The sequence below is a fragment of the Curtobacterium phyllosphaerae genome (assembly GCF_049341865.1).
Taxonomy (GTDB): Bacteria; Actinomycetota; Actinomycetes; order Actinomycetales; family Microbacteriaceae; genus Curtobacterium; species Curtobacterium phyllosphaerae.
In genome coordinates this window covers 21,007-34,201 of record NZ_JBMPIU010000009.1, presented here as the reverse complement: position 1 = coordinate 34,201, position 13,195 = coordinate 21,007, and the positions used below count along the sequence as shown (strand labels likewise).

Annotated in this window: 12 protein-coding genes; 7 read left to right on the top strand and 5 right to left on the bottom strand. The window is 72.6% G+C overall.

Annotated elements, in window-relative coordinates; genetic code table 11:
• Window positions 1-3: 3 nt before the first annotated feature.
• On the bottom strand, window positions 4-462 hold the full coding sequence (locus ACO0E0_RS14445; protein ID WP_422872144.1) for a MarR family winged helix-turn-helix transcriptional regulator: 459 nt from the start codon (window positions 460-462) through the stop codon (window positions 4-6).
• Between the two features lie 35 nt (window positions 463-497).
• Here ACO0E0_RS14445 and ACO0E0_RS14440 point away from each other — a divergent pair, with 35 nt between their 5' ends.
• The 5 genes from ACO0E0_RS14440 to ACO0E0_RS14420 all read left to right on the top strand — a co-directional run bounded on the left by ACO0E0_RS14440 (window position 498) and on the right by ACO0E0_RS14420 (window position 5,518).
• Entirely contained in the window at window positions 498-1,133 is a 636-nt protein-coding gene (locus tag ACO0E0_RS14440) for an MBL fold metallo-hydrolase (protein ID WP_422872143.1), read from the top strand.
• 165 nt (window positions 1,134-1,298) lie between these two features.
• Window positions 1,299-1,988, top strand: coding sequence for an SDR family NAD(P)-dependent oxidoreductase (locus ACO0E0_RS14435; protein ID WP_422872142.1), 690 nt, complete (start codon window positions 1,299-1,301; stop codon window positions 1,986-1,988).
• 2 nt (window positions 1,989-1,990) lie between these two features.
• Entirely contained in the window at window positions 1,991-4,180 is a 2,190-nt protein-coding gene (locus ACO0E0_RS14430; RefSeq protein WP_422872141.1) for a GMC oxidoreductase, read from the top strand.
• A gap of 123 nt (window positions 4,181-4,303) precedes the next feature.
• The gene (locus ACO0E0_RS14425; protein WP_422872140.1) at window positions 4,304-4,780 is read left to right on the top strand and encodes a DUF4126 family protein; all 477 of its coding nucleotides are present in this window, start codon (window positions 4,304-4,306) and stop codon (window positions 4,778-4,780) included.
• Window positions 4,781-4,807: 27 nt separating this feature from the next.
• On the top strand, window positions 4,808-5,518 hold the full coding sequence (locus ACO0E0_RS14420) for an alpha/beta hydrolase (RefSeq protein WP_422872139.1): 711 nt from the start codon (window positions 4,808-4,810) through the stop codon (window positions 5,516-5,518).
• A 154-nt stretch (window positions 5,519-5,672) separates the two neighbouring features.
• Here the strand turns inward: ACO0E0_RS14420 and ACO0E0_RS14415 are convergent, their stop codons facing one another.
• Window positions 5,673-6,131 carry a BLUF domain-containing protein gene (locus ACO0E0_RS14415; RefSeq protein ID WP_422872138.1) on the bottom strand — a complete coding sequence of 153 codons (459 nt, stop codon included), beginning with the start codon at window positions 6,129-6,131 and terminating at the stop codon, window positions 5,673-5,675.
• 58 nt (window positions 6,132-6,189) lie between these two features.
• Between ACO0E0_RS14415 and ACO0E0_RS14410 the strand changes: the two genes are divergently transcribed.
• Window positions 6,190-7,872 carry a cation:proton antiporter gene (locus tag ACO0E0_RS14410; protein WP_422872137.1) on the top strand — a complete coding sequence of 561 codons (1,683 nt, stop codon included), beginning with the start codon at window positions 6,190-6,192 and terminating at the stop codon, window positions 7,870-7,872.
• Between the two features lie 80 nt (window positions 7,873-7,952).
• Here ACO0E0_RS14410 and ACO0E0_RS14405 read toward each other — a convergent pair whose 3' ends face one another.
• Complete coding sequence (locus tag ACO0E0_RS14405; RefSeq protein ID WP_422872136.1) at window positions 7,953-8,999, bottom strand: NAD(P)-dependent alcohol dehydrogenase; 1,047 nt, start codon at window positions 8,997-8,999, stop codon at window positions 7,953-7,955.
• A gap of 95 nt (window positions 9,000-9,094) precedes the next feature.
• On the bottom strand, window positions 9,095-10,573 hold the full coding sequence (locus ACO0E0_RS14400; RefSeq protein ID WP_422872135.1) for an L-serine ammonia-lyase: 1,479 nt from the start codon (window positions 10,571-10,573) through the stop codon (window positions 9,095-9,097).
• A 101-nt stretch (window positions 10,574-10,674) separates the two neighbouring features.
• Between ACO0E0_RS14400 and ACO0E0_RS14395 the strand changes: the two genes are divergently transcribed.
• Window positions 10,675-12,720 (top strand): potassium transporter Kup, encoded by a 2,046-nt coding sequence (locus tag ACO0E0_RS14395; protein ID WP_422872134.1) that lies wholly within the window; start codon window positions 10,675-10,677, stop codon window positions 12,718-12,720.
• Between the two features lie 41 nt (window positions 12,721-12,761).
• Here the strand turns inward: ACO0E0_RS14395 and ACO0E0_RS14390 are convergent, their stop codons facing one another.
• Window positions 12,762-13,154 carry a hypothetical protein gene (locus tag ACO0E0_RS14390; protein WP_422872133.1) on the bottom strand — a complete coding sequence of 131 codons (393 nt, stop codon included), beginning with the start codon at window positions 13,152-13,154 and terminating at the stop codon, window positions 12,762-12,764.
• Window positions 13,155-13,195 lie beyond the last annotated feature (41 nt).

Below are 13,195 nucleotides of genomic sequence, written 5' to 3'. Positions count from 1 at the left end.
GGGTCAGCCCGCCTCGTCCTCGAGGAGCGCCGCCGCCAGCTTGTCGAGCGCCGCCGCTGCCTCGACGAGCACCGCCCGCTCGGACGGGTCGAGCGCTCGCTCGGCGGCGGCGAGCATGCGCGCGGACCGTTCCAGCCGGGACCGTGCGATCGTCGCCGCTCCGGCCGCGGTGAGCGAGACGAGCACGCCGCGGGCGTCGCCGGGGTCGGCGGCCCGCGTCACGAGACCCTGCCGTTCGAGCTCCGCGACCGCCGCACTCATCGTCTGGTGTCGCACGCGTCGCAGCCGAGCGAGGGCGGCGATGCTGTGCACACCGTCGCGCGCGAGGAACCCGAGGACCTCGATCTGCCCGGCCGGTGCCGTCTCGGAGCGCCGGATCGCACGCACGCTCCCGCCGATCGCCCTGCGGAGCTCGTCGGCGTCGTCGAGGGTGAAGGCACGCTGCCGGTCATCGGGGTCCATGGACGAAGAATACAGGCAGACTGTACAGTTGCCACATGGACCTCACCAAGTACACCCACGCGACCGTCGTGCTCACCGACGGCGACCGCTCGCTCGTCATCGATCCCGGTGCCTACACCCCGAACTCGGCGGACCTCGTCGCGGGGACGACCGCCGTGCTCGTCACCCACGCCCACCCCGACCACTTCGACGCGGGGGTCCTCGCAGCCGCCCTCGATACCCAGCCCGGACTGCGCGTGTGGGCGCCGGCGAGCGTCACCGACGAGCTCGGCGCGCACGACGGCCGTGTGACCACCGTCTCACCGGGTGACACGTTCCAGGCGTCCGGCTTCGCGGTCGAGGTCGTCGGCGGACAGCACGCGGTCATCCACCCCGACATCCCGGTGATCGTGAACGTCGGGTACGTCGTCGACGGGAACGTGTACCACCCCGGGGACGCCTACCTCGTGCCGTCGACGGCGGTCGAGACGCTCCTCGTGCCGACCTCGGGTCCGTGGTCGGGGCTCGCGGCGCTCGTCGACTTCATCCGTGCGGTCGCGCCGACCCGTGCCGTGCAGATCCACGACCTGATGCTGAGCGATGCCGGCCGTGCCTCCTCCGCACGCTTCGCCGAGCAGTTGACCGGCATCGAGCTCGTGACCCTCGCCGACGGCGAGACCATCGCGGTCTGACGCGACTGCCTGACGGACGGGAGGCGCGCGGATCGTCCGCCCCGCGCCTCCCGTCCGCGCCGCGAGCGTGCAGTTCCGCCGCGTCCGACCGCCGACGACCGGGCGATGATGCACGCTCGGCGGTCGGGCGAGCACGTGTCCGGCAGCCGGAATAGCGTCGGGGGCATGGATCTCGAACTGAACGGCCGTGTCGCGCTCGTCGTCGGCGGGGCAGGCTACATCGGCGCCGCCGTCGCCGACCGACTCCGCGCGGAGGGAGCCACCGTCGTCATCGCCTCCCGGAGCGCCGCGGGCGTCGACGACACCGCCGTGACGATGGACACCGCCGACCAGGCCTCGGTCGACGCCGGGATCGCCCAGGTGGTCGCCGCGCACGGGGGCATCGACGTGCTGGTCGTCACGGCTGCCCCGAGTGCCGGCACCCTCGACCCCGCGCGGAGGTCCGACCCCGACCAGGTCATGCAGGCGATCGACGGCAAGGCGCTCGGGTTCCTCCGGGTCGCGAACGCCGTCCTCCCCGGGCAGCGCGACCGCGGGTCCGGCAGGGTCGTCGTGATCAGCGGGCAGAACGCCTACCTGTCCGGGAACATCACGGCATCGCTCCGGAACGCCGCGGTGAACGTCATCGCGAAGAACCTCGCCGACGAGCTCGCCGGGACGGGCGTGACCGTGAACGTGGTGAACCCGGGCACCGTGACCGACACACCGTCCGCGGTCGTGCAGCCCGGCGCCGGCGGGGAGTCGAGCCCCGCGCAGATCGCCGACCTCGTGGCGTTCCTGTCCTCGCCGCGGTCGGTGGTGTCCGGTGCGTCGATCTCGATCGCACACCGGGTGCTCGGCTCCGTCGTGGTCTGACCGTGGCCGACGACGCGGTCCCCCGCTCCGACGACGCGGCCCCCCGGTCCGACGACGCGGTCCCGGGCGCCGTCCGTGTGTTCGTCCGCGACCATGCGGACCGCCTCAGATCGCTGATGGACCGGGTGGTCCCGGCCGACGAGCATCCCTCCGCGTCGGAGGCGGGCGGGCTCGACTTCCTCGCGCGGGTGCTCACGGACCGTCCCGACTGGCTCGAGCGCGTACGACGGGTCCTCGAGGCGGACCAGCCCGACCCCGCGGCGCCGACGCAGGACGAGGTCACGACGCCGACGCCGGCCGAGGCCGCGGAGCCGACGCAGGACCGGCCCGCCGGGCCGGCGCCGGCCCGACCCGAGACGGACCGCGACTGGTTCACCGGCATCGTGGCCGCCGGCTACTACGCCGACGAGCGGAACGGCGGCAACCGCGGCGAGCGCTCGTGGGACATGGTCGGGTGGCGGCCCGGTCCCCCCGACGGCTGGAGCGTCCCCGTCCCGGTGCCCACGGCGCGTCCGGTCGTCACGCACCCGGCCGACCTCGCCCCCCGCTACGACGCGATCGTCATCGGCTCGGGGGCCGGCGGCGGTGTCGCGGCGTGCGGGCTCGCCGAGTCCGGCCGACGTGTGCTCGTCGTCGAGGCGGGCTCCTGGCCCGTCACCGACGAACTCGCCCACGACCACATCCGGAACCCGCGGTCCACCTGGGGGATCGCACCCCGTTCCGGGCCGGTGGACCTCGGCAACCCCCGGGTGGTGTCCGACGCCGACGGCGACCGCATCGTCCGGCCGTCGGACGGGGCCTGGAACAACAACGCGGTCACGGCGGGTGGCGGGACCCGCGTGTACGGCGCGCAGGCGTGGCGGTTCGCCCCGCGCGACTTCACGATGGCGACCGACCACGGCGTCCCGGACGGCAGCAGCCTCGCCGACTGGCCGATCCGCTACGAGGACCTCGCCCCCTGGTACGACCGAGCGGAGACGGAGCTCGGCGTGAGCGGCGGCGGCGACGACGGCAACGGCACCTGGGCCGGCCCCCGCGCCCGTCCGCTGCCGATGCCCCCGGTCGCTGCGGGCCCGCGGCGCGACCGTCTCGCCCGCGCCGCGCGGGAGCTCGGCTGGTCGACGGTGCACGTCCCGCTCCTCGTGAACTCCGTCCCCTACCTCGGGCGAACGGCATGCGAGCACTGCGGGATGTGCGTGGGGTTCGCCTGCCCGGTCGACGCCAAGAACGGCAGCCAGAACACGATGCTCCCGCGGGCGTTCGCGACCGGGAACGCCTCGATCGTCCTCAGGACCCGGGCATCGCGGCTCCGGACGGACGCAGCGGGACGGGTGATCGGGGTCGCGCTCGTCGGCACGGTGGACGGCCGCGACTGGCACGCGGACGTCGACGCCGCCGAGGTCGTCGTCTCCGCCGGCGCCGTCGAGTCCGCGCGGCTGCTCCTCAACAGTCCGAGCGACCGGGAGCCGAACGGCATCGGGAACGACACCGACCTGGTCGGCCGGCACCTGCAGGGACACCGGTACGGCGGCGCGGTGGGTGTCTTCGACGACGTGGTGGAGGACGGCATCGGACCGGGGCCCTCGATCGCGACGACGGACTTCCGGCACGGCGTCCCGGGCGTCGTCGCGGGCGGGATCATCGCGGACGAGTTCGTCGCCACCCCGTCGAACACCTACGCCTCCCTCACCGGCCTCGGGTTGCTCCCCCGCTCCGGGATCGAGAGCAAGCGCGGCATGCGGGACCTCGTCCGGCGGAGCACACGGCTGATGGGTCCGATCCAGGAGGTCACCGCTGCCGACTCGCGCGTCCGCGTCGACCCGCGCGTGACCGACCGGTACGGCATCCCGGTCGCCCGGCTGAGCGGTGGCGCCCATCCGGAGGACGTCCGGGCCCGCGACCACACGAGCGCTCGGAGCGCCGACTGGCTCCGCGCCGCCGGGGCGGTCCGGGTGGCCGAGATGGTCGGCCCGCTGACCGGGGTGAGCGCCGGCCAACACCAGGCGGGGACGCTCCGGATGGGCGCGGACCCACGGACGTCGGTCGTCGACCCGTTCGGACGCGTCTGGGGACACGACAACCTGCGGATCGTCGACGGCTCGGTGCACGTCACGAACGGCGGGGTGAACCCGGTGCTCACGATCTTCGCGACGGCGATGCGGGCGATCGACGCGATGGTCACGACCACCTGACGGACGGGAGGGACGGGTCGGCCCCGCCCCGTGCCTCCCGTCCGGCACCCGGGCCCGGCAGACCGCGGATCGGACGCCGCCGTCCCGAGCCGGTTCCGGGGTGCCGCGCGTAGCGTCGCTCGCATGTCGAACAAGCACACCGCGGTCCGCTCCCTGCTCCTCGGAGCCTTCACCGGAGGACGCGCCGCCACCCCGCTCGCCGCCCTCGCGTTCCACCACGACGACCCCGCGCTCGCGGGCTCGTGGCAGCAGTGGGCGATGTTCCGCTCGCCGATCGGCCGAGGCGTGCTCGTCGCGGCGGCGATCGGGGAGCTCGTCGGGGACAAGCTGCCGAAGACCCCGGCCCGGATCAGCCCCGGTGGACTCGTCGGGCGGATCGGGACGGGCGCCCTCGTCGGTCTGGCGATCGGGACGACGGGTCCGAAGAACCGCGCGCTCGAGAGCGCGATCCTCGGCGGTGTCGGCGCGCTCCTCGGCAGCTTCGCCGGGTACCTGGCGCGCAAGGCGGTCGGCGGGGTCACCGGTGCTCCGGACGCGGCCGTCGCGCTCGCCGAGGACGCCACCGTCATCGCGGGGTCGGTGCGGGTGCTCCGCTCCTGACGGCCCCGCAGTGCGTACCCTGCCCTCATGGACCTGCTCTTCGTACACGGCGCCCTGGTGCGCGACGGCGCATGGTGGTGGCAGCCCACCGCCGACCTGCTCGTCGGGGACGGCATCGCGAGCCGGGCACTGCGCGTGCCGTCGTGCGGTGAGGGCACCCCGGACGAGATCGGCGGCGGACTCCGCGCCGACGCCGCCGCGCTCCGCCGTGCCCTCGACGAGGTGGACCCCGCCGAGGGCGCGATCGTCGTCGGACACTCGTACGGCGGGACGGTGATCGCCGAGGCCGGGACGCATCCGGCCGTCCGACACCTGCTGCTCATCAGCTCGTACCTGCCGGACGTCGGGGCGTCGCAGGGGTCGATCATGAGCGGCGAGCCCGATCCCGTCCAGGTCGCGCCGAACAACGACGGCACGATCAGTGTCGCGGGCCTCGACGCGACGTCGTTCCGGGCGCGGTTCCTGCAGGACGTCCCGGAGTCCGTCGCCGGCGAGGCCTGGGACCGGGTCACCGCACAGGCGCTCGCCGCGTTCGGGACCGAGACGACGGCGGCCGGATGGCAGGGTGTCGACTCGACCTTCCTGGTCTGCACCGAGGACCGGAGCACGTCCGTCGAGCTGCAGCGGTTCCACGCGGCGCGTGCGACGCGCTCCGTCGACCTCCCGACCGGGCACCACCCGTTCATCGCGCGGCCCGAGCTGGTCGCCGAGCAGGTGCGCGCGCTGCTGCCCGGCTGATCCGCCAGTCGGACGGGAGGAGCGGGGCGGGCCGGCACCGCGCCTCCCGTCCGCGACTCGGCCCGGTCCCGTCCGAGGATGCACAGAACCGGCGTCCACCAGCACTCGGACTGCGGGTTCCTGCATCCGACGGGCCGACGGGCCGACGGGCCGACTACGGTCGCGGCAGCGGGGTCTCGCTCCGGAACCAGTCGAGCAACCACGCGGCATCGGTGTGGTCGAACGACGGCGCGAAGCCGGTCTCGTCGGCGAGGAACGTACTGAACCCGGGGACGTCCCGCACCGACGCGTCGTCGAGCGGCTTGTACGCCATCTCCCACCCGTCGAAGCGTCGGGTGCTGATCTGCTCCTCGATGAGCACCTCGAAGTCGTGGTGCCGGTCGTCCCGCCGGATCACGTTCAGGCGGTCGGACACGCTGAACTCCGGCCCCTCGAGGAGCTGCATGAACCGTCCGCCACGGGCGACCAGGATCCCGCTGACCCCGAGTGCATCGTTGCGGAGTTTGGCCTCGCCGAGGAGCCGGGCGAGGTCGACGTCGGAGAACGGGTGCGTCGCGACGCTGGTGTAGAGCACGGAGATCACCCATGAGTCGTACCACTCGCGGATGTGCATCGACGCACGCGGATGATCGTCGCCTCCGGATCGCGCGGAGCACTGGCAGGGTTGACCCATGACCGAACTCCTCGTCGTCGTCGTGACCGGGTTCGTGGTGATCGCCGCCGCGACCGTGCTCGGTCCCCGCCTCGGCATCGCCTCGCCGCTCGTGCTCGTCGCGATCGGCGTCGGAGGGAGCTTCCTGCCGGTGTTCAGCACGGTCGAGATCGATCCGGAGTGGATCCTCGCGGGCATCCTGCCACCGTTGCTGTACTCGTCGGCGGTCTCGATGCCGGCGATGAACTTCCGACGCGAGTTCGGCGCGATCAGCGGTCTCTCCGTGCTCCTCGTCGTCGGGAGCGCGCTGCTGCTCGGCGTGTTCTTCATGCTCGTCATCCCGGGGCTCGGGTTCGCGTGGGGCGTGGCCCTCGGAGCGATCGTCAGCCCGACCGACGCGGTGGCGACCTCGATCATCAAGCGGACCTCGGTGTCGCGCCGCGTCGTGGCGATGCTCGACGGCGAGAGCCTCCTCAACGACGCGACCGCGCTGGTGCTCCTCCGGACCGCGGTCGTCGCGGCGGCCGCGTCGTTCTCGTTCTGGGGTGCGATCGGGTCGTTCGCGTACTCGGTGGCCGTCGCGATCGTGATCGGACTCGTCGTCGGGTGGGTCGACCTCGCGGTCCGGCACCGTGTCACCGACCCGACCGTGAACACGGTCCTGTCGTTCGCCGTGCCGTTCGTCGCATCGGTGCCCGCCGGGTACCTCGGCGCGTCGGGACTCGTCGCCGCGGTGGTCGCCGGGCTCGTCACCGGGATCGGGGCACCACGGCGCCTCTCACCGCAGAACCGGCTGTCCGACGTCCAGAACTGGCGCACGGTGGAGCTGGTGCTCGAGGGTGCGGTGTTCCTGACGATGGGTGTGCAGATCCGGTCGATCGTGGTGTCGGTCGAACGCGACCACGCCGGCGTCGGGTCCGCCGTGCTCATCGCCGTCGGAGCCCTCGTGCTGACGATCCTGGTGCGTGCGGCGTACATCGCACCCTTGCTCGGCGTCCTCGCCGCGAACGGCCGGCGCAGCGAGCGGATGCGCGACCGGATGCAGGACATGCAGACGCGGTTGCAGTCCCCGGACACCGCGAAGGGCGCGTTCGACGAGGTCAACCGGCGGGCGCGGCCCGTGTCGGACCGGCAACTCGACCGGTTCTCCCGGCGGGTCACCCAGCTCGTCGCGGACATCGAGTACTTCGTCCGTGAGCCGCTCGGGTGGCGAGAGGGCACCGCGGTCGTCTGGGCCGGCATGCGCGGGGCGGTGACCGTCGCCGCGGCACAGACGATCCCGGACGGCACGCCGCAGAAGTCCCTCCTCGTGCTCATCGCGTTCGCGGTGGCCGCCCTGTCGCTGCTCGTGCAGGGCGGGACGATCGGTCCGCTCCTCCGGGCGATCACGCCGCCGGTCGACACCGCCGCGGCGGCGGCGGCGACGTCGGCCGAGCGGACGCGTCTGTTCGCGCTCATGCGCACGGGCGTGGAGTCCGTCGGCGATGCACCCGAGCGTCCCGAGGGCGAGCCCACGCCGCTGCAGCTCGAGGCGGGCAAGGCCCACATGCTCGCCGTCATCGGTGCGCAGCGTGCAGTGCTGCTCGACGCCCGCGACGAGGGGACGTTCGACGCCGAGGTGCTCGAGTCCGCGCTGGCGAACCTGGACGCCTCGCAGATCGCGCTCGAGATGCGGGGTGCCCCGGCCGACGCGGAGCCCTGACCCGGCACGGAGTCCTGACCCGGCACGGAGTCCTGCCCCGGCAGGGAGTCCTGACCCGGAGCGCGGAGTCGCCCGGCGGCTCAGGCGAACGTGCTCGCGTCGATCACGAAGCGGTAGCGGACATCGGACCGCAGGACGCGCTCGTACGCCTCGTTGATCTGGCCGGCGTCGATGAGCTCCGTCTCCGGGACGATGCCGTGCTCCGCGCAGAACTCGAGCATCTCCTGGGTCTCGGCGATGCTCCCGATGCCGGACCCCGCGAACGAACGGCGGTTGCCGAACAGCGCGAACACCGGGATCGGCAGGGGTTCGGCCGGTGCGCCGACGTTCACGAGCGTGCCGTCGAGTGCGAGCAGTGACAGGTACCTGGCCATGTCGAGCTCTGCCGAGACCGTGTTGATGATGAGGTCGAACCGGTTCGCGAGCTCCTCGAAGGTCGCGTCGTCGCTCGTGGCGTGGTAGTGGTCGGCTCCGAGCCGGAGGCCGTCCTCCTGCTTGGCGAGGGTCTGCGACAGGACCGTGACCTCGGCGCCCATGGCGTGCGCGATCTTGACGGCCAGGTGCCCGAGCCCGCCCATGCCGACGACCGCGACCTGCGTGCCGGGACCTGCGTTCCAGTGCGCGAGCGGCGAGTAGGTGGTGATGCCGGCGCAGAGGAGCGGTGCGACCTTCGCGAAGTCGAGGGACTCCGGGACCCGCAGCACGAAGTCCTCGTTCACGACGACGGCCTCGGAGTACCCGCCCTGTGTGATCGTGCCGTCAGCGGGGTCGATGCCCGCGTAGGTGCCGGTGTTGCCCTTCAGGCAGTAGTTCTCCATGCCGGCCTCGCAGTTCACGCACTCCCGGCAGGAGTTGACCATGCAGCCGACCCCGACGCGGTCGCCGACGGCGTGCTTCGAGACGTCCGACCCGATCTCGGTCACGAAGCCCGCGATCTCGTGCCCGACGACCTGCGGGTACGCGATCTCGCCCCACTCACCGCGGACGGTGTGGATGTCGGAGTGGCAGATGCCGGCGTACCGGATGTCGATGAGGACGTCGTGGGGGCCGACGTCGCGGCGCTCGATGGTGGTGGGGACGAGGGGCTCGGTGGCGGACGGGGCAGCGTATGCGTTGACGGTGTTCATGGACGTTCCACGCTACGGATGTCCGCCTGTGTGCCGGAGGTGCGGTCGGGGCGCCGCACCCGCACGGGACGACGACGCGACCCGGGAGCACGCGGTCAGCACTCCGGGACGTTCACCGCGAGACCGCCCATCGCGGTCTCCTTGTACTTCGAGCTCATGTCGCGGCCGGTGTCCCGCATCGTGGTGATGACCTGGTCGAGCGAGACCCGGTGGTCGCCGTCGCCCCACATCGCCATCTGGGCGGCGTTGATGGCCCGAGCGGCCGCGATCGCGTTCCGTTCGATGCACGGGATCTGCACGAGCCCGCCGATCGGGTCGCAGGTGAGCCCGAGGTTGTGCTCCATCGCGATCTCGGCCGCGTTCTCGATCTGCTCGGGTGTCCCGCCGGAGACCTCGGCGAGCCCGGCGGCGGCCATCGACGCGGCCGAGCCGACCTCGCCCTGGCAACCGACCTCGGCACCGGAGATCGACGCCCGGACCTTGTAGAGCAGTCCGACGGCACCCGCGGCGAGCAGGAACCGCACGCGGACGTCGTCCCGGCCGGCCTGGTCGGCATCCCGGATCGCGGGGACGAAGTGCAGGGCATGGTGGAGGACCGCGGGGATGATCCCGGCGGCGCCGTTGGTGGGTGCCGTGACGATCCGGCCGCCGGACGCGTTCTCCTCGTTGACGGCGAGCGCGACGAAGTTCGCCCAGTCCTGCCAGCGGGCCGGGTCGTGGCGCGGGGTGCTGCCCTCGGCGTCGTCGCCGAGCTCGGCCACGCCGCCCAGCCGGTCGAGCCAGCCGGCCGCGCGCCGTCGGACGTGCAGGCCGCCGGGGAGTTCGCCGGTCCGGGTCGCGCTGGCGCGGACCGACTCGGTCATCACCCGCGCGATGTCGAGCAGCCCGCTCCGGACCTCGCCCTCGGTGCGTCGGGCGAGCTCGTTGCGGAGCATCACCCCGGCGAAGGTCAGACCCTCGGCGCGGCAGTGGGTGAGGAGCTCGGCGGCCGAGGTGAACGACAGCGGGACGGCATCGGCGGGGGCCGGCCGGACGCCGCCCGGTGCGGCGACACCCCCGGCCGGTGCCGCGAACGGCTCCGACCGCTCGATGAACCCGCCGCCGACCGAGTAGTAGGTCGCGGTGTGGAGCAGCGCGCCCGCACCGTCGACGAGGTCGAACCGCATGCCGTTGGTGTGCGCCGGGAGGATCGTGAGCGGGTGCAGGACGAGGTCGAACGACACCGGGTGCGTCCCGTCGAGCCGCAGTCCGGCACCCGGCAGCGCGAGGGTGGCGCAGCGCTCGGCGTACGCCACGGGGTCGATCAGTTCCGGGAGGGCGCCCTCGAGCCCGATCGCGACGGCGTCGAACGTCCCGTGGCCCTTGCCGGTCGCCGCGAGCGACCCGTAGAGGTGCATCGCGACGTTGTCGACGTGCTCGAGGACGCCGAGCGCCCGCACCTCCTCCGCGACCGCGGCGCCGGCGCGCATCGGGCCGACGGTGTGCGAGCTCGACGGACCGATCCCGATCGAGAAGAGGTCGAACACCGAGATCCCGGCCGCGACCGTGCGCTCCGTTGCAACTGCGTCTGACACACGAGCACACTACGTCGTCCGGACGGTGCAGTGATCCGCCGGGCAGCGGTGCACGGCCACTTCGCACGTGGACGTCGTCCGATCGGTGTAGAACTGCTCCGATGAGCGACACGACGTCGACGGGCCCGACGGCCACCGAGCACACCGAGCCCGGACCGGAACCGGACACCGGGGTCCATGAGGACACGGGTGCACCGGGCGGCCCCGTCGCGCCCGATGCCGGCGGTGATGACCCCGAGGAGCACGCCCCGCGGGACATCCGCGGCAAGGCGCTCGTCGGTGTCGCACTCGCCGCCCTGGGCGTCGTCTTCGGGGACATCGGCACGAGTCCGCTCTACGCACTCCGCACCGTGTTCACGATCGACGACGGCGTGGTCAAGCCGAACCAGGGCGACGTCTACGGTGTGATCTCGATGATGTTCTGGAGCATCACCATCATCGTGTCGATCAAGTACGTCGCGATCCTGCTCCGCGCGGACAACAAGGGCGAGGGCGGGGTGATGGCGCTCGCCGCACTGGCCCGTCGCCTCTACGCGAACCGCGTCGGTCAGGCGACGATCTTCCTGGTGATCGGGATCGTCGGGGTCGCCCTGTTCTACGGCGACTCGATCATCACCCCGGCCGTGAGCGTGCTGTCCGCGGTGGAGGGCCTCCAGGTCGCCGCCCCGTCCATCGGTCACCTCATCGTGCCGATCGCCGCGGTGATCCTGACCGGGCTGTTCGCGGTGCAGCGGTTCGGCACCGCGCGGGTCGGCCGGCTGTTCGGCCCCGTCATGCTGCTCTGGTTCGTCGTGATCGCGATCGCCGGCCTCGGCATGGTGATCCCGCACCCGGAGGTCCTGCAGGGCCTGTCGCCGACGTACGCCATCGCGTTCACGGTCGACCACCCCGGGATCACGTTCGTCGCGATGGGTGCCGTCGTGCTCGTCATCACCGGCGCCGAGGCGCTGTACGCCGACCTCGGGCACTTCGGTCGCACGCCGATCCGCCGGTCGTGGTTCTTCGTCGTGTTCCCGGCGCTCACGCTGAACTACCTCGGGCAGGCGGCGCTGGTCCTGCACGACCCGAGCACACGCTCGAACCCGTTCTTCCTGCTCATCCCGGACTGGGGCCGCCTGCCGATGGTCGTGCTCGCGACCGCGGCGACGATCATCGCGAGCCAGGCGGTCATCTCCGGGGCGTTCTCGCTCTCCGCCCAGGCCGTGCAGCTCGGACTGCTCCCGCCCCTGAACATCCGACAGACCTCCGAGAAGGAAGGCGGGCAGATCTACCTGCCGGCCGTGAACACCCTCCTGTTCCTCGGTGTGATCGCGGTGATGCTGGCGTTCCAGTCGTCGGCGCGACTCGCGACGGCGTACGGCGTGTCGGTCACGGGGGCGCTCGTCGTGGACTCACTGCTGCTGCTCCTGGTCGCGCGCCGGCTGTGGCACTGGCGCATCTGGCAGATCGTGCTCGCCGGGATCGCGTTCGGCGGGCTGGAGCTCACGTTCCTCGCCGGCAACCTGTCGAAGGTCCTCCACGGCGGGTGGGTGCCGCTGCTCATCGCCGCCGCCGTCGTGATGGTCATGACGACGTGGCGTCGGGGCCGGCAGCTCGTCACCGAGGAGCGCGCCGAACAGGAGGGGTCGCTCGAGGACTTCATCCAGAAGGTCCGCGCGAAGGACATCCCCCGCGTGGCGGGCGTCGCGGTGTTCCCGCACCCGAACAAGGACACGACGCCGCTGGCGCTCCGGGCGAACGTCGAGCACAACCACGTGCTGCACGAGCGGGTGCTCATCGTGTCGATCATCACCGCGGGCGTCCCGCACGTGCCGAGCGGCCGGATGTTCCTCTGGGACGACCTCGGGTACTCCGACGACGGGATCGAGCACGTGCGGATCAAGTTCGGGTTCTCCGACGACCCGAACATCCCGGCTGCGCTCCGGACGGCCTGCGTGCTCGACGTCCTGCACCTGGAGCCGTCGGCGATCGACAGCGCGTCGTACTTCGTGTCGCGTGGCGCGCTCCGTCCGACCCGAGGGCCGACGATGGTCCGGTGGCGCAAACGGCTCTTCGTCGCGCTCGCCCAGAACGCGGCGAACCCGTCGGCGCGGTTCGGGCTCCCGCCGCACCAGACCGTGACGATGGGCAGCGACGTCGACTTCTGACGAGCCCGACGGCTCACCCGCGGGTGAGCCGTCCCGACGGCTCATCCGCGGGTGAGCTGCTCCGACATGTGGATCACGGTCTCCGCGTCGCGGTGCACGCCGTGCCCGTGGACGACGAGTCCCACGCTCCCGATCGTCACCGCGAGGGTGAGCGTCCCCGTGACGACGGCCGTGCCGAGGCGTCGGCGTGCGTTCCCGGACCCGCGCACCCGCGGCGCCCATCCGGAGGCCGAGCCACCCGCGGCCGAGGTCCCCGACGGTCCGACCAACCACGGGCCGGAGCCGTCGGGATCGTACGAGAACGGGCCTGCGCCGTCGGGTGCGTAGCGGTACGGTCCCGATCCGTCCGCCGCGTAGGCCGACCGCAGGTCCTCCGGGGTCCACCCGAACGCGTCCGGACCGCGACGCTCCTGGTCACGGCGTCTGGTGCGCATGGCGTCCTCCTGGTCGTCCCGACCGGTGACCCGGCCGACTC